This is a genomic window from Pseudocoprococcus catus, assembly GCF_019734885.1.
Lineage (GTDB): Bacteria > Bacillota > Clostridia > Lachnospirales > Lachnospiraceae > Coprococcus_A > Coprococcus_A catus.
Map to the genome: position 1 here is coordinate 281212 of NZ_JAAXCM010000021.1, position 20646 is coordinate 301857.

Sequence of the window (20646 nt, forward strand, 5' to 3'; positions counted from 1 at the left end):
GCATAATTTACAGACGGAAAATGTTATGTTAAACTATAGAATTGAATCATAGTTATCAGACATTGCGCCGGTGCTCTGCGGAACTCCGGCGTTTCTTAAAATACAGATAAGGTGTTTAGATGAATCAGATAGAAGAATTATTAAAACGGGTACTGACGTCGCTTTTGGTGGACATGGTTATCAGCGGAGCAAGAGGCGGCGGAGAGTTTTTAAAGATTAAGATACGGCCTGTCGTGATCAGGGATATCCTGTATTTTCAGGTGTCCAAATATACAGACAAACAGGTTTTTCATGAGAATTTGACAGCAGAGGAAGCCGCGCAGTCGGCTGCCGGATGGATCATGAATGATTTCAGGCAGGCACAGATCAGAACACAGGATGAGATGGTGACGGTTCTGGCCAGCAAAAAAGGAAAATTAACTATCAAAACCAGGAAGATGGTCTGTGCCGGTCCGCAGAATCTGGAGCATAACCGTAAGAAGAAGTATATTATTGAAGAGGGAACGAAAGTCCCTTTTATGGTTGATCTGGGGGTTATGACGGAAAGCGGGAAGATTGTCAGAACACGATATGATAAGTATCGGCAGATTAACCGGTTTCTGGAGTTTATTGAAGACATACTTCCGGAACTTCCGACAGACCGGACGGTGCATATCATTGATTTCGGATGCGGCAAATCTTATCTTACATTTGCCATGTATTATTATTTGAAGGTTTTAAAGCATTATGATATCCGGATTACCGGGCTGGATCTGAAGAAAAAGGTCATCGAAGACTGTCAGTCGCTGGCAGAGAGGTATGGTTATGATGGTCTGCAATTTTTATGCGGTGACATTGCTGATTATAACGGTACAGATGAAGTGGATATGGTTGTGACGCTTCATGCCTGCGATACCGCGACAGATTATGCATTATACAAGGCTGTCAAATGGCATGCCTCAGTGATTTTATCTGTGCCCTGCTGTCAGCATGAACTGAATCAGAGGATACAGTGTGAGACATTGTCAGGAGCGTTTCAATACGGACTGATCAGGGAGCGTACGGCAGCACTTATGACAGATGCCATGCGGGGCCAGCTGCTTGAAATGAAGGGATATAAGACACAGCTGCTTGAATTTATAGATATGGAACATACACCGAAGAATATTCTCATCCGTGCGGTGAAGTCAAAGGGACTCCTGCCGAAAGCCGCAAGAAAACAGCAGGAAGACAGATACAGGGCATGCAGAGATTTCTTTGGTGCAGAGCTGACTCTTGAAAAACTTTTCAATGAAATGGAAGGGGAGACGGCTTATGAGCAGGACTAAGAAAATCATACTGACGTTCCTGGCTTATCTGGCGGCGTTTATTGTCTCTGTCTGTGTCAGCAGTTTTGTTTTAAATAGCGGGACAGTAAGCGGTGAACTGCAGCAGACCAAAGCAAGTCTGCCTGTGCTTTATGTGAAGACAGGCGGGCAGTTTATCAATGAGATGCATGGCTATACAGAGCCGGTGGATGCTGGTTATTACCGTGATACATTGACACCGGTGGGGGAGAGTAAAACCATTAACCTGAGTATGAGTACGTATGATCATAACATTTCATCGGCAAGTTATGAGTTGTATAACGATCAGTACACAGAAGTGGTTGAATCTGGAGAGTGTACGAATCTTGAGAATGCCAATGCAATGGTGCAGATGCAGATCCTTTTCAAAAATAATCTGTATTCCAATAGAGAGTATTGCCTGCATATCATGCTGACAGATGATAAGGGAACGGTTTACCACTATTATACAAGAGTACGTTATGGGTCGGATTTGAAAGTGGCGGAGAAATTGAAGTTTGTTTTGGATTTTAATGAGGCAACTTTCAATAAGGATAGTATGGATGATATCAGCAGTTATCTTGAAACTTCTTCATCCGCCTCCAGTGCAGATATGAGTCTTGTGACATTATATTCGTCAGCGGATGTAGTGACATGGGGCAGTATGGAGCCTTATAGAACAAGTGAAGTGTCGATCCGGCTGAAAGAGATCAATACAGAGACTGCTGCCTTTACACTGTCTTATGCCATAGAGTCTTCGGCGGATGATCTCAATACTTTTTATAATGTGAAAGAATATTATCGATTAAGATGGACAGATTCCAAGATTTATTTGCTGGATTTTGAGAGACAGATGTCAGAGGATATGAATTTGTCGGAGGTCAGCATAGATAGTGGTGCACTTCGATTAGGTATCGGCAGTGCGGATGATGTTCAGTATGCCGTTTACGGAACACAGGAGCAGCAGTATACGTATATTGTTTCCAATGGACAGCTGTGGCTTTATGACGGCACCAACAAGATTTTGACGAAAGTCTATGCGGATGCGGATGAGGGTCATAATTGCGGTCATGAAGATGATTGTGAAATCAAGGTCATTCACGCAGATCCGGATACCGGCGATTTATATTTTATTGTTTACGGCTATATGCACTCGGGAAATTATGAGGGCAGAGAAGGCATTATGGTCAATCATTTCAGTCACGGAGATGTCATGCTGGAAGAAATGATCTTTATACCTTTTGATAAAGGCTTCGAGCAGATGAGAAGCGGTCTTGAGGAGCTGGCTTATATGAACAGCAATAACGAGGCTTATCTGATGCTGGAAGACTGTGTTTATAAAATTGATGTATCCCTTGGAAGGATGGAGAAAGTCTGGGATAATCTGAACAGCAGTAATTGCACAGCTTCTGATAAAGGCATTTTTGTCATGAGCGAGGGCGGCAATGATTACGGCGGCGACAGTTTAAAGCTTATAGATTTGAATACAGGCAAAGAGCAGACGATCAGCGGCAGTGGTCAGTTGATCACACCTTTGGGCTATGCCGGAGAAGATCTGGTATACGGACTGATTGATCCGGACCTTGTAAAAGAAGATTCTACGGGGGTTATTCAGGCACCTGTCAGCGAGATACACATTGTGGATGGACAGCTGAATGATGTGAAAAGCTACAGTAAATCAGGAGATTACGTGATGCGCCTGACAATCAGCGAGGGCAATATTTCCATGAAACTTGCCAAAGCTGTTTCAAATGGTGATTATACAGATTATGAGGATGATGGAGAAGACTATATCATCCGCAATATTGAAGCGTCAGACAGTACAGTTTATGTGGACAGACTCAAAGACGGTACAAGGGGTATACAGAACTGGCTGTATCTTGGAACATCAGACAGTTTTGTACCAATCACACAGATTGCCAGATATCTTGATCCGGGATATGATATTTCCAAGAAGTATGAGTCCTCGGACAATGTGGAAATGCAGTATTATGTGTATACAAAGGGACGCATGGCAGCATCATTTAATACGATCCAGGAGGCTGTTGAGTACGGCAATACTTATGCCGGAACAATTATGACCAGTCATAAACAGGTTCTGTGGCAGAGAGCCGGCAGAGCTTATATCTGGGATCTGAATATTGACAGTATTGATAAGGCGGACAGTCAGACGGGCATCAATCAGATTCTGATCAACAAGATTGCAAGCTACGAAGGCTGGGAGCTGAAATCAGAAGTGGATGATTCGCAACCGTTATTTGCAGCAATGTCAGATGCACTTCCGGCAGAGACCATTGACCTGACAGGTCTGGAGCTGACAGATGTTCTGCATTTTGTTTACAGAGACCGACTGGTGGCTGTGAAGATATCAGACAGCGATTATGCGCTGATCACAGCGTATGATACAAACGCTGTATGGCTGGCAGATCCTGTTACAGGAGAGGTCTCAAGTATGTCTCAGTCGGCGGCAGAGACATTGTTCAAGCAATACGGCAAAGTTTATTACAGTTATATGGATTGATAGTGATAGATGGTATGAATGTCTGCAAAGCGGACAGCAAAGTTCAGACAGGGAGGAAACAGAGATGGGAGAAATTAAAACAATTGGCGTTTTAACAAGCGGCGGTGATGCACCGGGTATGAATGCAGCGATCCGTGCGATTGTCCGCACAGCGATTGCCAGCGGTTTAAATGTCAAGGGCATTATGCGCGGTTATGCGGGGCTGCTTAATGAAGAGATTATAGACATGGACAAGCAGAGCGTATCCGAGATCATGCGTCGGGGAGGTACGATGCTTTATACGGCAAGATGCAAGGAATTTATGACAGAAGAGGGGCAGCAGAAAGCGGCAGAGATTCTCAAAAAGCATGGAATTGACGGCCTGATCGTGATTGGCGGCGATGGATCCTTCAGAGGTGCACAGAAATTGTCAGCCCTTGGTATTAATACCATCGGTATTCCGGGAACGATCGATCTGGATATTGCCTGTACGGATTACACGATTGGTTTTGATACAGCTGTCAATACAGCGGTTGAAGCCATTGATAAGATCAAAGATACGTCTATGTCCCATGAGCGCTGCAGTATTATTGAGGTTATGGGACGAAATGCCGGATATATTGCACTGTGGTGTGAGATTGCTAATGGTGCGGACGGTATTCTGATCCCTGAAAAAGAGCAGTTTGATGAGCAGGATCTGATCGAGACCATTCTTTCAAACCGCTTAAAAGGCAAAAAGCATCATGTTGTTATCAATGCAGAAGGAATCGGTGACTCTAACCGTCTGGCAAAACGTATTGAAACGGCTACAGGCATCGAGACAAGAGCCACTATTCTCGGACATATCCAGCGTGGCGGTTCACCGACAGCAAAAGACAGAGTCTATGCATCTACCATGGGGGCCTATGCAGTTGACCTGCTGTCCAGCGGAGCTACCAACAGAGTGATTGCCTATAAAGCCGGTCAGTTTACAGACTTTGATATTGATGAGGCATTATCCATGAAAAAAACCATCGATGAGTATCAGTTCCTGATCAGTCGTCTCATGGTTATGTACTAAAATGAGATGAAACATACTTTGCAAGTTGCCCGCGTAAATTAAAATGCAGACAGCCCGAATTTTGTAAAAGATTCGGGCTGTCTGCATTTTGATAGGTGATAGATCTGAATCCTGTTTTAGATTGACGGATAAGGATTCATATGAATGATGCTGTTGATGAGGTCTTCGCGATCCATGTCCCATGCAAGACAGCTGTCCAGATTTTCAAGAAGCTGGTGGCTGTTCTGGAGTGCCTGTTCAAAAATTTCTTCAAAGGACAGGTAAGAGGCTTCAGGACATCCCGGATAAGTATACCATGGGTGCTTTTCAGTATTCATATAGTCCTGCTCATCGGACTGATAGTCCTGATAAATCTTCGCCCTGTGGGAAGGGAGAAGAGGAAAGCTGCCTTCAATTTTGTATCTTAAAAAATGGTAAAAATGTGCATCCGGGCGGATGTGGATATTCTGCCGGCGCAGATTTTTGACACCATTGCTGATCTCTGACATCGGGATGCGGTATTTATAAGTTGTCTGAATCGTCTGACGCATCAGATAAGCGATGGCGGACAGATCCTTTCTGCTGGCAAAAGTCAGCGCTTCAAAATTGAGCTGTGAAGGTTCCATATGGCACCGGCTTCGAAGAAGTACCGTGTCAATGGTTGTCTCGACCTTTCGACGGTGGGACATCATACGTGAAGATGTTGATTTGGCCGGAAGATCCTGCCAGACTCTGAAAAGGATGTAAGGGGAAGCAGACTGGTCAATGGCAAAAAAGCAAAGATAGCCTGCCATATATGCGATGCAGATATCACGTTCCTGATCACCCATGCCGCTTAAAGTGTCCAACATATTATTAAAAAATGCAGCATATTCCTGATTGCGCATTGTCATGGAAGCCGTACGATAGGACAGACCGCGCTTGGATAAAGTATGGGGATTAAAGGAAAGCAGATTATTTCCCTGCAGTCCCAGAAGAAAAGCATGGTTATTATTTTTGATGACTTCACGGATATAATTATCGGAAAGGATGTCACAGGATTCCATTCCGAATAAATAATGAGTTAAAAAACCAGCCATAGATGGTCTTCCTTTCTGAAAGCAGTATACGCCTTTACACTAACATATTTACTAAACATCATACAGGATTTGACGGAAATGTTCAATAAATTGAGTGTAAACTTTTATAAAAGGTTTATAAACAGCAAAAGAAATAAAAAAGTAGAACACTTGTTTCTTTTTGGAATTTATGATAAGATTTTTTATATGGAGGTTGTCATGGATTTATTTGATTATATGAGAGAAGATAAAATGGAGAAAGAGTCGCCGTTGGCATCGAGACTGCGTCCGAGAACCCTGGATGAGATTGTCGGTCAGCAGCATATTATCGGACGGGATAAGATGCTGTATCGTGCCATCAAGGCAGATAAGCTGAGTTCGATCATCTTATATGGACCGCCGGGAACAGGCAAGACAACCATTGCGAAGGTCATTGCCAATACAACCAGCGCTTCATTTACCCAGATCAATGCAACGGTAGCCGGCAAGAAGGACATGGAGCAGGTGGTTCAGGAAGCGAAGGATCGCATGGGCATGTACGGTAGGCGGACAATTCTGTTTGTGGACGAGATTCATCGGTTTAATAAGAGTCAGCAGGATTACCTGCTGCCTTTTGTGGAGGATGGAACATTGATCCTGATCGGTGCGACAACTGAGAATCCGTATTTTGAAGTGAATGGGGCTTTGATTTCAAGATCTGTTATATTTGAATTGAAACCGTTATCAGTTGATGATATTAAGGTGCTGCTCAGGCGTGCCGTCTATGATGATGAACGTGGTATGGGAAGTTACGGGGCAGAGATTACAGATGAGGCTGTGGATTTTCTTGCAGATATGTCCGGCGGTGATGCGCGAATGGCATTGAATGCAGTGGAGCTGGGGGTTTTGACAACAGAGCCATCAGGGGATGGGAAGATCCATATTACCATTCAAGTGGCATCAGAATGCATTCAGCGCCGTGTGATGCGCTATGACAAGAATGGTGACAATCATTACGATACAATTTCTGCGTTTATCAAGAGTATGAGGGGATCGGATCCGGATGCTGCCGTCTATTATCTGGCCAGAATGCTGTATGCAGGAGAAGAACCGGCTTTTATAGCCAGACGGATTATGATCTGTGCATCTGAGGATGTAGGGAATGCCGATCCGCAGGCTCTGCAGGTGGCAGTGGCAGCGTCACAGGCTGTAGAACGGCTTGGAATGCCTGAAGCACGGATCACGCTGGCGCAGGCAGCTGCTTATGTGGCCTGTGCGCCGAAAAGTAATGCTTCGATTGTGGCGATTGATGAAGCGATGGCGTTGGTACGTTCTACCCAGGCGGCACCGGTACCTCCGTATCTTCAGGATGCGCATTACGGCGGAGCTGCGAAGCTTGGACATGGTATAGGCTATAAGTATGCCCATGATTATCCGAACCATTATGTGAAGCAACAGTATCTGCCGGATGCTTTCAGAGACAAGAAGTTCTATCATATGGGAGATCTTGGCTATGAGAAGGTGATGAAGGAGCATCTGCAGCGAATCAAAGGAGGAGATGTGAATGAAGAGTAAGCGTTTGATCGTTGTTTCACTGGATGCCCTGAGCAGTATAGACTTTGATATGTTCTCCAAATTGCCGAATTTTAAGAAATTTATCCGGCATGCGGCATGCTGCCGACAGGTTCGGTCAGTTTATCCATCTTTAACCTATCCGGCACATACATCGATTGTGACGGGACGCACACCGGCACATCATGGTATTGTGAACAATATTCTGCTGCAGCCGGAACGGTCATCGCCGGACTGGTACTGGCAGCGGAATTATATACGGGGAACGACATTATATGATGAGGTACTGAAACAGGGGAAGCATGTGGCAGCACTTCTGTGGCCGGTGACTGCGAAGTCTGAGATTACGTGGAATCTTCCGGAGATATTTGCCAACCGCAGATGGACGAATCAGATATTGACATCTGCGGCGAATGGGACAGTCGGTTATCAGCTGATGCTCAATCATAGGTTCGGCAGGCTTCGTGATGGTATCAGACAGCCGGCGCTGGATAACTTTGTTCATGCATCCTTGAAGTATACGCTCAAAACCTATCGTCCGGATCTGACACTGGTCCATTTTACAGATCTTGATACACAGCGGCATCATTATGGTGTTCATTCAGAGGAAGCCGCTGCCGCAATCAAGCGTCATGATGAGAGAATCGGCGAGTTGATGCATCTGCTCCATCAGAACAGAATGTCCGTTAAGCGGGATACAACGGTGATTATATTGGGAGATCACAGTCAATTGGATGTTCGGAATGTGATATTGATCAATAAACTCCTTCGTGAACAGGGGTATCTCAAGGTTCAGAATGGCAGAGTGACAGAATGGAAAGCCTATTGCCAGAATTGCGATGGCTCCGCTTATATCTATATTAAGAAGGAAGGCATGGATCGGGACGAGTATCTCCGTGTCAAGAACGGTGTTTATGACTGGCTGTGTGCCATGAAGAATGATCCGGATAATGGTATTGCTGCGATTTATTCTTCAAAGAAAGCAAAAGAGTTGGGAGCGGATCCTGAATGTACATTTATGCTGGAGGCAAGACGCGGCTTTTATTTTCAGAATGAATTGGATACAGCAGAGATTCCGGACATTCAGAGAGCAACTCATGGTTTTCATCCGGACAGAAAAGACTATCAAACCATTTTTATGGCTGTGGGACCTGACATTATTCCGGGGATGGAGATTGAAGAGATGTCTTTGCTGGATGAGGGGCCGACGATGGCTGAGATTATGGGACTTTCATTACCTGATGCAGACGGCAGGATTCTGCATGAGATATTCAAAAATCAATAAAATCGGGATTTTTTTGTTGACATTTGCCTGATATCATTGTATCATTCCTTAATGAAACTTAGTTCCATTAAGGAAGGCGAGTGTGAAATGAAGAGAAGAATATATTTAGTTTTTGGAATCGTTATATGTTTTCTGATGATGATGATGACAGGATGCGGCAGGAATATATCGGCCGGGAATGAGACATCATCAGGTAAGCTGACGGTTGTGACGACTCTGTTTCCTCAATATGATTTTGCCAGACAGATTGGAGGAGAATATGCAGATGTGAGTCTTGTGCTGCTTCCGGGAATGGAGAGTCATATGTATGATCCTACACCGGGAGATATGATCAGAATATCTGAGGCAGATATGTTTATCTACACAGGCGCAGAGATGGAGCCATGGGCTCAGGAGCTGGCAGACAGTGTAGATATGACGAAGGTACAGGTGGTAGATGCTTCATCTGGTGTTTCTATGATGAAGGAAGAGGATGAAGAACATGAGCATGCTGATTCTGAGGAGGCTTCGGCCCACGAAGATGAGAACAGCCATGATCATGCCGGACATCACCATGAACATACGTATGATCCGCATATATGGCTCGATATGCAGAATGCCGTGCAGATGGTTCGCAATATTGAGGATGCTTTCTGTAAAGCAGATCCGGAGCATAAGGAAGTTTATCAGGCCAATGCCGAAGCTTATATAGAGAAGCTGAATGCATTGGATGCGGAGCTGAAAGAAATTGTATCAGAAGGCAGCCGCAGGGATATTGTATTTGGCGGTCGTTTTGCATATGGTTATTTTATTCACGGATATGGGCTTGAATACGAGAGTGTTTATGACAGCTGTTCGGCTGACACAGAACCGAGTATGGCGCAGATGGCGGATGTGATCAATTACATGAAAGAACACCATGTAAAGTATATTTTATATGAAGAACTCTCAACGCCGAATGTGGCCAGAGCGATTGCAGACGCAACAGGGGCGCAGATGCTGATGTTTTCAACCTGTCACAACGTGGCAAAAGATGAATTTGAATCCGGGATAACATTTATTGATCTTATGCAGCAGAATGCTGATACACTGAGGAAGGCATTGGAGTAGGAGGAAGAGATGACGATTCTTGAAGTAAAAGATGTGTCGGTCATCTACAGTGATGACAAGAGGGTTGCTGTTGAACATGCATCCTTCAAGATAGAAGCAGGAGAATATGCCTGCATTATAGGCAGCAATGGTTCGGGTAAGAGTACTCTGGTGAAGGGGATTGTAGGCCTGGTACCGATTACATCGGGACAGGTGATTCATCAGCTTTCACCAGAGCAGTATGCTTATTTGTCTCAGATTACAGAGATTGAGCGGGATTTTCCGGCAACTGTCAGAGAGGTGGTTCTGACCGGAATGCAGCGATCTGCCAGACGCTTTCCGTTTTATACGCGGGAAGATAAAAAGAAGGCTGCGGAAGCTATGGAGATGTTGAGCATATCGGATCTGGCAGATTACAGGATTGGTAATCTTTCAGGCGGTCAGAAGCAGCGTGTGCTCCTGGCACGGGCATTGTGCCGGGAACCGAAGCTTTTAATTCTGGATGAACCTTGTGCAGGACTGGATCCTGCAATTACAGCAGAGTTTTACAGCCTGATCGATCATATCAACAAGGAGCAGGGGGTAACGATCCTGATGGTTTCCCATGATCTTGATCAGGTTGAACAATATGCCAGTCATATCATTATGATGAATCAGACAGTTGAGTTTGATGGTGATCATGATGCCTGGTGCAGACGATGTGCAGAGGAGGGAGGACATTATCATGACACAGTTAATTGAGGCATTGTCATATCCTTTTGTGCAGAGAGCCATTGCAGCAGGTGTGATGATTTCACTTTGTGCGGCTTTACTTGGTGTAATCCTTGTACTGAAGCAGTATTCACTGATCGGACATGGGCTTGGTGATGTGGGATTCGCATCCACTTCACTGGCAGTTGCTCTGGGATTGCCGGTGATGGCCGTATCTATTCCGATTGTTGTTGTTGCAGCCTGCCTGATCATGTTTTGGTCACAGCGGTCCAAAACCGGCGGAGATACAGCAATAGGCATGGTGGCAACAGGCGCTTTGTCCATTGGTGTTATTATTACAGCGATGAGCAGCGGTTTTAATGTCGATGTGAATGGCTACATGTTCGGCAGTATTTTGGCGATGAGCAGGGATGATGTTGTTTTTAGTGTTGTTCTTTCTATTGTCATTTTGGTGCTTTTTATCTTGTTTTACAATCGATTATTTCTGATTACTTTCGATGAGAATTTTGCGAAAGCGAGCGGCATAAATGTTGGCTTTTACCAGTTCCTGATTGCGCTTCTTACAGCACTTACAGTCGTCATGGGTATGAGAATGATGGGAAGTTTACTGATATCCAGCCTGATTATTTTTCCGGCAGTCATTGCACGTAAACTTGTCATCAGTTTTAAAGCAGTGGCTGTACTGTCTGTTTTTTTATCTGTGATCTGTTTTCTGGCAGGACTTGCTTTGTCATTTGAGATAAATTTGCCGACAGGTGCAAGTATTGTTATTATCAATTTGCTTCTTCTTGTGACGGTGACGATTTTTAACAAATTGCGGGGCAAATAAGCTAATTTGAGTACAAGTTATAAAAAAGTAAGATTTTTGTACTGGTATTTTATGGAGTGAGCTGTTAAGATATAGAAAGAAGAAACGCAACAGGAGGTTGAGGAAGCTTGAAGATTCTGTCTTTTGCGGTGCCTTGCTATAACTCGGAAGCTTATATGCGCAAGTGTATTGATTCATTGCTGCCGGGTGGTGAGGACGTAGAGATTATTATTGTAGATGATGGTTCCAGCGATGGCACAGCAGCCATTGCGGATGAATATGAGGTGAAGTACCCAGGGATCTGTCGTGCGATCCATCAGGAGAATGCGGGACACGGCGGTGCGGTCAATACGGGTATTGCCAATGCCAGAGGCATGTATTTTAAAGTCGTAGATTCTGACGATTGGCTGGATACAGAGAGTTATAAAGTTGTATTGAACAGACTGAAGCAGTTCCGTCAGAATCGTAAGCGTGTAGATATGTTTATCTGTAATTATGTATATGAGCATGTGGAAGATGGAACTTCCCATACCATTGGTTATCATAGGGTGTTGCCGGAAGAGAAGATTTTCGGTTGGGATGAAGTGCGACGCTTCAGAATGGATCAGAATCTGCTGATGCATTCGGTTATTTACAGAACCAAGGTGTTAAGAGAAAGCGGACTTCAGCTTCCAAAGCATACATTTTATGTGGATAATCTGTTTGTCTATATACCGCTGCCATATGTTAAGACATTGTATTATTTGGACGTAGATCTTTACAGATATTTTATCGGGCGTAATGATCAGTCTGTCAATGAACGTGTGATGATCAGTCGTATTGATCAGCAGATTTATGTGAATAAGCTGATGATTGATGCCTATTGCCTTCCACAGGATGTGGCTAATAAGCATCTGGCAAGATATATGCTGAGCTATCTGGCGATGATCTGCTGTGTCACATCTATTATGCTTTTGATCTCAGGTACATCGGAGAATCTTGAAAAACGTCGTGAATTATGGCAGTATTTCAAGAAGAAGTATCCGAGCATGTATTGGAGAGTGCGTCTTGGAGGCCGAGGTATTGTCAGCAATCCTCCGGGAGAGATTTCCTATGGTATTGTAGTACGATGCTATAGAATGGCACAGAAGATTTACAAGTTTAATTAAGCTTTTGAGAGAAGCATACGAGGTTTTCGTATGAATGATTTGGGGGAATGAGGATGCGTTGTCCGAATTGTGGTCAGCGACTTGCTGATGAAGCGAGAAAATGCCCTGTTTGCGGGACAGTAATTGATGAGATTGTCAGAATCAATATTCCGGAGAAACAGGCAGAAGAGACAAAGATATCTTATGCCGGGGAGGATGTATCCGGGCAATCTTCCGAAACGGAGGAACATCATAGCTTTGAGACGGAGAATATAAAGGCTAAGCAGTGCTTTCCTGCAATGCCTATGAAGTGGTATAAGTTTTTGATCTATTTTTCCCTGATACTGACAGGATTATCCAATATGTATACAGGAGTGCAGGCAGTGATGGGCATGCAGTATGGAACAAAGGAGCAGTCAGCACAGGTTTACGCAGTCTATCCGGGGCTGCACATATTAGATATTGTCTATGGTGTGCTGCTGATTATTTTAGGTGTTTTTGTATTTATTGTCCGACAGCAGCTGGCGGGATACAGGGCAAAGGGACCGAAGTATCTGCTGATTATGTACATTGCATCACTTGTGCTTGAGGTTTTCTATATTGGTGCCGGATCATTGCTCAGCGGTGTGAATCTGCTGACATCATCGGAATCCAGTATCATGCTGATTTCAAGCATTCTTGTGTCCTTATTCATGATCGGGGCGAATAAGGTCTATTTTGATAAAAGGGCACATTTGTTCACGAGATAGAATGCAGATTTTGAATAGAAGGACATTCAATGGGGACTGGCGGATAGATACCGTCAGTTCCTGTTTTTATGTATAGAAAAAATCAGTGGTAATTTGAAAAAAATACGTTATAATAAATAGAGATGTCAACGGGTAAAGAAAGGGGAAGCATATGGCAGGTTCAGATATAGGAATTGATTTGGGTACAGCCAGTGTCCTTGTCTACGTAAGAGGCAAGGGTGTCGTACTGAAGGAACCTTCAGTTGTGGCTTATGATAAAGATACAAACGAGATAAAGGCCATTGGTGAGGAGGCCCGTCAGATGATGGGAAGGACACCGGGAAATATTGCGGCAGTCAGACCGCTGCGCCAGGGAGTTATCTCTGATTATACAATTACAGAAAAGATGCTGCGTTATTTTATACAGAAGGCTATGGGAAGAAAGACACTGAAACGGCCGAGAGTCTGCATCGGTGTTCCAAGCGGGGTCACTGAGGTAGAGAAGAATGCAGTATGGCAGGCGGCACTTGAAGCAGGTGCCAGGGATGTGATTATTATTGAAGAGCCAATTGCAGCAGCTTTGGGATCTGGTATTGATATATCCAGACCATGCGGCAATATGATTATTGATATCGGAGGCGGAACAACGGATATTGCGGTGATTTCTCTTGGAGATACAGTTATCAGTCATTCGCTGAAGCTGGCCGGAGATGACTTTGATGCAGCAATTATCCGGTATCTCAGAAAGAAGCATAACTTGCTTGTGGGAGATCGTACAGCCGAGGATGTGAAGATCAGGATCGGTGGTGTTTATGAGCGTGTGAGTCCATTGAGTATGCAGGTGAAGGGGCGGGATCTCGTGACAGGTCTTCCGAAAACTGTAGAAGTCAGCAGTACAGAAATGCTGGAAGCATTCAGAGAAATTATTCTTCAGATCCTTGAAGTCATCCATCAGGTGTTGGAAGAAACGCCTCCTGAGCTGGCTGCGGATATTGCAACAAGAGGTATTTTGCTGACGGGTGGCGGCAGTATGCTCTTTGGTATGGATGAACTGATTCAGGAGACAACAGGTATCCAGACAACGGCAGTGGATGACCCAATTTCTGCTGTTGCCATTGGGACAGGCCGTTATACAGAATTTATTGAAGGAAAACAGACAAAAGCCTGATAAAAGAAGATAAAATGGCGGATCAGATACTGTGCGGAGGGCAGGTGTTTGATTCGCTATTCTATTCTTTGGGTGATGACTGTGAAACGATGCGGACAAGTTTGATATTGAAAATAAATAGTCTGCAGCATAGTGAAAAGGGTGAGTAAATGGAAAGTATACAGGGACTTGTAGAGCATATTGTTTACCATAATGATACAAATGGGTATACTGTTTTTTCCATGATGTGTCAGGGAGAGGAGATTGTCTGCGTAGGAACTGCCACATCGTTGGATGAGGGAGAATATCTCAAGGCAGAAGGTGAATATATTGAACATCAGGTATATGGACGCCAGTTCAAAGTCAGTACAATGAGTGTTGAGATCCCGGAGGATGAATACTCGATTGAACGTTATCTTGGCTCCGGAGCGATCAAGGGTGTCGGGCCGTCATTGGCAGCGAGGATTGTGAAAAAGTTTAAGAAAGATACTTTCAGGATTATTGAAGAAGAGCCGGAAAGGCTGGCAGAGATTAAAGGCATCAGTGAGCGGAAAGCCCGAGAAATCTATCAGCAGTTTCATGAAAAGCAGGATTTGCGTCAGGCAATGATGTTCCTGGCAAAGTACGGGATTACAACAACACTCGCATTGAGGATCTACAAACAGTATGGGGAGGAAATGTATCGGATTATTCAGGAGAATCCCTATCGGTTGGCAGATGATATGAATGGAATCGGTTTTAAGCTGGCGGACGAGATTGCCAAAAAGGCCGGTATTGGTTCTCATTCGGATTTTCGAATCAGAAGTGGTGTTATTTATATGCTGCAGCAGGGAACATTATCAGGCCATACCTATATTCCTGCACAGCTTCTGATCCGGAAGACGGCAGAGATGCTGGAAGTAGAGGAAGAGTCAGTGGAACAGCTGCTTCAGAGCCTTCAGATGGACCACAAGATTGTTGTGAAGAAAATTGATGACCAGCCGGTAGTCTATGGGGCCTCTCTTTATCGTTTGGAACTTGAGACAGCGGGAATGCTCAGAAATCTTGGCATTGATTATGGTGTAGATGAAAAAGAAGTGACCAAAATGCTGGATCGAATTGAAAAAAAAGAAGGCATTGTTCTGGATGGACATCAGCGGGAAGCAGTTTTTGAAGCTGCAGGAAGTGGTGTTTTGATCATTACCGGTGGCCCGGGTACCGGCAAAACAACAACAATCAACGCCATTATTAAATATTTGGAATATGAGGGGATGGAGATGCGTCTGGCGGCACCGACGGGCAGGGCGGCGAAGAGAATGTCAGAGGCAACAGGCCGTGAAGCCCAGACGATTCACCGGATGTTAGAAGTCTCCGGAGGGCCGGAGGATGACAGGATCAGGACACAATTTGAGCGCAACCAGGAGAATCCTCTGGAAACAGATGTTGTGATCATAGATGAGATGTCCATGGTTGATATTTATCTGATGAATGCCCTTTTGAAGGCAATTGCTGTTGGTACGAAACTGATACTTGTGGGAGATGTTAACCAGCTGCCAAGTGTTGGCCCGGGCAATGTTTTGAAAGATATCATTGATTCTTCATGCTTTCATGTAGTGCGCTTAACAAAAATTTTCCGTCAGGCATTGGAAAGCGACATTGTCAGGAATGCCCATTTGATCAATGAGGGAAGACAGATTGAGCTGTCCAACAAAAGTCAGGATTTCTTTTGCCTGAAGCGATATGATGTTCAGCAGATTCTTGGTGTGATGGTGCTTCTGATTCGTGATAAACTGCCGAAGTTTGTCAATGCAAGGTCTTATGATATTCAGGTGCTGACACCCATGCGGAAGGGGGAATTGGGCGTAGAAAGGCTCAATGTCGTGCTTCAGCATTATCTGAATCCGCCGTCACCGGATAAAAAGGAACGGGAATTCCATCAGGGTGTGATCAGAGAAGGCGATAAGGTCATGCAGATCAAGAACAATTATCAAATTGAATGGGAGATATTAGGCCATTATAATTTACCTTTAGATAAGGGTGTCGGCGTATTTAACGGTGATACAGGTATTGTTCGGGAAATCAATCACTTTGCAGAACAGCTGGTGGTAGAATTTGATGAAGGTAAACGTGTGACATATGGGTTTACACAATTGGATGAATTGGAACTGGCATATGCCATTACAATCCACAAATCTCAGGGAAGTGAATATCCGGCAGTGATCATGCCGCTGCTGTCAGGGCCAAGAATGCTTTTTAACAGAAATATTCTTTACACAGCAGTGACAAGGGCGAAAAAGTGTGTTGCCATTGTGGGTGATGAGCACACAGTTCGACATATGATCGAGAATGAAAAACAGCAGAAACGGTATACATCTCTTGATTTACGCATAAAAGAGATGCATCAGCTGCAGTGACTTCAATTTTTCTGTAAAAAATAGTAAAATTTTGAAAAAACTTTTTAATTGCTGTCACATTATGACAAACAAAACCGTATAAATAGTGTAAGGCGGTTCAAAAGAACGCCGGTTAAAATATTTCTGGGAGGGGGCTGCAATATGCATGAAGAAACTGGAGGACCGAAGAACAGCCATACAACAGACGCAGATCAGAATAATCGTCAGGCAGAGTCGAAAGAGTATGGCGAAGAGATTGAGCTGCAGGATGAAACGATACGTAAGATTCTGATGATGTTCGATCAGCAAATTCTTTGTGAAACCTTTGATGAAGAAGATACTGTATCAGAGTTGGACGGATCACCGGATTTTTCACAGGCATTTAAGGACAGAATGCGTACAATGGTTGCCGAAAAATTTGGACAGGAAGCGGCCGAAGATTTTATTGACAGGACAAGTTATATGTACGAGGAGGCTTCACCGGAGGTAAAAACGGCAGAAAGAATGTCTCAAAACCAATGTGCCGAGTTGGCCTTAGAAGTTTTGTCAGATGCTGAAGAATCAACAGAAACAGAGATAATCTCTCAATTCCGTAAAATGTCAGGAAGAACAGGGAATTTTATGAAATGGCTTGTTCGAGCAGCTGCAGTGATGCTTGCAGTGCTGACAGTATTCACAGTGCATAAAGTTGGTTGTGTACAGGCGATAGGCTTACCCGGAGTGGATTCAGATTTGGAGACAGCTGTGGAGTATTCTAAAATCGGCTCATTAAAAGATGTTATATCTCAGCTTGATTATACGAATTATCCGCAGAAACTGGAGCAAATTAGTATACCTGCAAAAGTACCGGATGGATTCAAAGAGCTGAACAGAGAACAGGCTTCTGTATTTATTAATATTTTTTATGAAAATTCCGCGAAGCAGTGGTATCAATATCAGCAGACAACAGTCGGATCAAGTTCATTCATTGATACGGAAGAGGGAGATTGGGAAGATGTGGATGTCGGCCAATGGACGGGAGCTTATAACAGCAAAGGAGACACGGGTAATCTTTGGTGGTTTGACTATAATTATGCTTACCAATTACAGGGAGATTTATCCAAAGAAGAAATGATTGAGATAGCAGAGTCTTTAGTCAGAGAAAAATAGGGGGATAATTTATGAAAAGATTAATTGCATTTGTAATGATGATAGCCGTTTGTATGAGTTTATTGATTTTTCCAGCCTTGGCGGATGATGACTATCCGGAAGTTGGCTTTGATTTCGAGGCTTTTGAAGCACAGGAGAAAATCGATGGACAGCCGAATATGGCGCGATGGAAATATACATCTTCTACATCTCAGGATTTGGAAGTTTATAAAAAAGAAGCAACGGCAGCAGCAAATGTTACGGGATACAGAGACAAAGTAACAAAAATAGTCATTTATATGTACATTCAGCAGCTGAAAGATGGTAAATGGCATACGCTTGATTCCCATCGATACTCATTTGACAATTGGCATGCATCAAAGGAAATAACATATTCACCGTGTCCACATGGTTATACCTATCGTTTGAAGTGCAGCTATTATGTTTATTCAAACGGTTATTATGACAATATTGATGCCACAACGGCTAATTTTGTTTACAAGTAGATCCTTTTTCAAACCTCATTTATAGAAGGATGCCCGGGGCTTTCAGACAGAAGTCATGAAAGCTGCCGGGCAATTTTTATGTCGAAGGATAATAATTGCGAGGGTAAAATCATAGGTGTATACTGGGAGCAGCCCCGTAATACATAGAGGAGTGCAGAATAGGATCTGCTTAATTTATCTTATAACACAATAAAGCCGCGTACAACTGTTGGCGTTAGTCGTACACAGCTTTATTGTGTGTTATATTATTTATAGGGAGGATGATTATCTGCTGGATGGGTGCCAACAGGTAGTCATTAGTATAGCAGGATGAGGAACAATGTTATGCACCCCGTCCCGGAGAAGATCGGGTAGGCGAATGTGGTTCAAGCATTCTGAATTATCTTCTCACCTATATATTAAAGCAAGCGGTGTGCCAACTCAAAACAATGCCAAATAAGGCCGGATTTGCTGAATTTAGCATGCAAAGGGGGGGGCTTTGCGTAAAAATCGGGTTTTCAGACAAAAGAGCATGTCTATAAAATATACATATGAAATCAGAAAATTAAGAAAATATTGTAAAATATGGGAAAATAAGTGTCTATAAAATATACACATATCGAAGGATGAATGTACATTTTATAGACATAAAGACAGACAGTAAACGAAATTACTGAAAGACAGGATGTGTACCAAAAAAAGAACATTATAAATTTAGTGATCATGAATATTCAGATCCTTCATTTTCTTGTAGAGCAATGAGCGATGGATACCCAGCTGTCTGGCGGCTGCCTGACGATTACCGCCGTTATCACGCAGTGCATTGGAGATCAGCTGGCGTTCAAGGCAGGCGATTTCGTAGTGATAATAACCGTCAGTGCTCTCAAGAGGTGAGGCCTTTTTGTAAGCCTGGATATATTCAGGCAGATGCTGAGGAAGAATCTCGCTGCCTTCACAGATAATGGCGGCACGGTCCATGACATTGCGAAGTTCCCGGACATTGCCCGGCCAGTTGTGAAGATTAAGAAGATCCATAGCCTCCTGAGACATATGCAGATGAGACTGCTGATACATATCCGCTTTCTGTGACAGAAGATTGCTGCACAGAAGAGGCAGATCTTCGATACGCTCTCTGAGGGGCGGAATATTGATATTGATGACATTCAGTCTGTAGTACAGATCGGAACGAAAACTTCCGTTTTTCATGGAACTGGAGAGATTTTCATTGGTGGCGGCGATAACACGGGCCTTAAAGGGGATTTTCTTGTTGCTGCCCAGAGGAACATATTCCTTGGATTCCAGTACACGGAGAAGCTTTACCTGCATGTCCATCGGCATTGTGCCAAGTTCATCCAAAAAGAGCGTGCCTTCACCGGCCAGTTCAAATTTGCCAATTTTGCCGTCCTTTCGCGCGCCTGTGAATGCGCCGCTTTCGTAACCGAACAATTCAGCTTCCATAAGCTCTTTTGGAATGGAGGAACAATTGAGACTGACAAAGGGTTGGTGACTGACCAGACTGTCATTGTGGATTGCCTGAGCAAAGAGTTCTTTGCCTGTGCCGCTTTCGCCCTGGATTAGAACACTGGCATCACTGCGGGCGATGGTCTGACCAAGATGCTTCAGATTCAGCATTTTCTGATTGTTGGTGATGATGTCATCGAAGTGATATTGAGCAGCATACATCTTGGCGATTTCGCTGCGGTAAGCCTTAAAATTGTCTTCAAGTTTGGACATGCGGTTGTGCAGATGAGCAATTTCTTTGATATCCCGGAAGATAATTGTACCGGCTGCACCGATGACTTCATGATTGTGGATCAGAGGAATTCGATTGGTGATGACCATGGAGCCGTTGATTTCCTGAAGCTGCATGAGTTCTTTGACACCTGTCTGGGCAACGATATGAAGACGGGTGTTTTCAATGACTTCTGTGACATGACGGCCGACAGCGGCGGATGCCTTTATATTAAAAAATTTCTCATAGTACCATTTGATGATATAGCCGTCACGGTCGACGAGACACATACCATAATGCTCAGTATCGAGAATATCGGATAGTGTATCAATACTATCTGTCAATTTATCAAAATATTCTTTATGTGTCATGATAATTACCAAACCCTTTGAAAATTCCGGAAGTGAACAGTGTCATGCTTTATTATAGCATAGAAGTGATAAAAGGAAAAGGACAGCCAACGACTGGCTGCCCTTTTGGAGAAGGTATATTTATTTGGGGTGTAATAAAAATAAAATATATTGGGGGGTTTACGTTTATTATACTAGCATGAATAATGAGGAAAGTGTTCACAAAATTAGCTGTAAATAAAATGTTTTTGTA

At 43.8% G+C, this 20646-nt stretch carries 16 protein-coding genes; 14 read left to right on the forward strand and 2 right to left on the reverse strand.

The features are described from left to right. Positions 1 to 119 precede the first annotated feature (119 nt). The 3 genes from HED67_RS05275 to pfkA all read left to right on the forward strand — a co-directional run bounded on the left by HED67_RS05275 (position 120) and on the right by pfkA (position 4864). Positions 120 to 1307, forward strand: coding sequence for a class I SAM-dependent methyltransferase (locus HED67_RS05275; RefSeq protein ID WP_221717729.1), 1188 nt, complete (start codon positions 120 to 122; stop codon positions 1305 to 1307). Beyond that, the gene (locus HED67_RS05280) at positions 1294 to 3825 is read left to right on the forward strand and encodes a hypothetical protein (protein ID WP_221717730.1); all 2532 of its coding nucleotides are present in this window, start codon (positions 1294 to 1296) and stop codon (positions 3823 to 3825) included. Before HED67_RS05275 ends, HED67_RS05280 begins: the two co-directional genes overlap by 14 nt. 64 nt (positions 3826 to 3889) lie before the next feature. Next, positions 3890 to 4864 (forward strand): 6-phosphofructokinase, encoded by a 975-nt coding sequence (pfkA, locus tag HED67_RS05285; RefSeq protein ID WP_178438359.1) that lies wholly within the window; start codon positions 3890 to 3892, stop codon positions 4862 to 4864. 116 nt (positions 4865 to 4980) lie between these two features. On the opposite strand, the gene HED67_RS05290 is transcribed toward pfkA, so the two are convergent. Beyond that, positions 4981 to 5922 carry a hypothetical protein gene (locus HED67_RS05290; protein ID WP_178438361.1) on the reverse strand — a complete coding sequence of 314 codons (942 nt, stop codon included), beginning with the start codon at positions 5920 to 5922 and terminating at the stop codon, positions 4981 to 4983. Between the two features lie 198 nt (positions 5923 to 6120). Here HED67_RS05290 and HED67_RS05295 point away from each other — a divergent pair, with 198 nt between their 5' ends. The 11 genes from HED67_RS05295 to HED67_RS05345 all read left to right on the forward strand — a co-directional run bounded on the left by HED67_RS05295 (position 6121) and on the right by HED67_RS05345 (position 18332). Then, positions 6121 to 7455 (forward strand): replication-associated recombination protein A, encoded by a 1335-nt coding sequence (locus HED67_RS05295; RefSeq protein ID WP_221717731.1) that lies wholly within the window; start codon positions 6121 to 6123, stop codon positions 7453 to 7455. Continuing rightward, complete coding sequence (locus tag HED67_RS05300; RefSeq protein ID WP_221717732.1) at positions 7445 to 8737, forward strand: alkaline phosphatase family protein; 1293 nt, start codon at positions 7445 to 7447, stop codon at positions 8735 to 8737. Before HED67_RS05295 ends, HED67_RS05300 begins: the two co-directional genes overlap by 11 nt. Before the next feature lie 87 nt (positions 8738 to 8824). Next, positions 8825 to 9826 carry a metal ABC transporter solute-binding protein, Zn/Mn family gene (locus HED67_RS05305; protein ID WP_246612107.1) on the forward strand — a complete coding sequence of 334 codons (1002 nt, stop codon included), beginning with the start codon at positions 8825 to 8827 and terminating at the stop codon, positions 9824 to 9826. Between the two features lie 9 nt (positions 9827 to 9835). Beyond that, a complete protein-coding gene (locus tag HED67_RS05310) occupies positions 9836 to 10546 on the forward strand; it encodes a metal ABC transporter ATP-binding protein (protein WP_178438367.1) in 711 nt (236 codons plus the stop codon). Continuing rightward, on the forward strand, positions 10530 to 11345 hold the full coding sequence (locus HED67_RS05315) for a metal ABC transporter permease (RefSeq protein WP_221717733.1): 816 nt from the start codon (positions 10530 to 10532) through the stop codon (positions 11343 to 11345). Before HED67_RS05310 ends, HED67_RS05315 begins: the two co-directional genes overlap by 17 nt. A gap of 107 nt (positions 11346 to 11452) precedes the next feature. Continuing rightward, positions 11453 to 12472, forward strand: a complete 1020-nt coding sequence (locus HED67_RS05320; protein WP_178438371.1) for a glycosyltransferase family 2 protein — start codon at positions 11453 to 11455, stop codon at positions 12470 to 12472. Positions 12473 to 12525: 53 nt separating this feature from the next. Continuing rightward, a complete protein-coding gene (locus tag HED67_RS05325) occupies positions 12526 to 13200 on the forward strand; it encodes a zinc ribbon domain-containing protein (RefSeq protein WP_221717734.1) in 675 nt (224 codons plus the stop codon). 151 nt (positions 13201 to 13351) lie between these two features. Then, on the forward strand, positions 13352 to 14347 hold the full coding sequence (mreB, locus tag HED67_RS05330) for a rod shape-determining protein (RefSeq protein WP_178438375.1): 996 nt from the start codon (positions 13352 to 13354) through the stop codon (positions 14345 to 14347). Positions 14348 to 14496: 149 nt separating this feature from the next. Continuing rightward, complete coding sequence (recD2, locus tag HED67_RS05335; protein WP_221717735.1) at positions 14497 to 16719, forward strand: SF1B family DNA helicase RecD2; 2223 nt, start codon at positions 14497 to 14499, stop codon at positions 16717 to 16719. Positions 16720 to 16860: 141 nt separating this feature from the next. Beyond that, positions 16861 to 17847: a DUF4367 domain-containing protein gene (locus tag HED67_RS05340; protein ID WP_178438379.1), complete on the forward strand. Its 987-nt coding sequence runs from the start codon at positions 16861 to 16863 to the stop codon at positions 17845 to 17847. Between the two features lie 11 nt (positions 17848 to 17858). Next, positions 17859 to 18332: a hypothetical protein gene (locus HED67_RS05345; protein ID WP_178438381.1), complete on the forward strand. Its 474-nt coding sequence runs from the start codon at positions 17859 to 17861 to the stop codon at positions 18330 to 18332. A gap of 693 nt (positions 18333 to 19025) precedes the next feature. Here HED67_RS05345 and HED67_RS05350 read toward each other — a convergent pair. Continuing rightward, complete coding sequence (locus HED67_RS05350; protein ID WP_178438383.1) at positions 19026 to 20414, reverse strand: sigma-54 interaction domain-containing protein; 1389 nt, start codon at positions 20412 to 20414, stop codon at positions 19026 to 19028. Positions 20415 to 20646 lie beyond the last annotated feature (232 nt).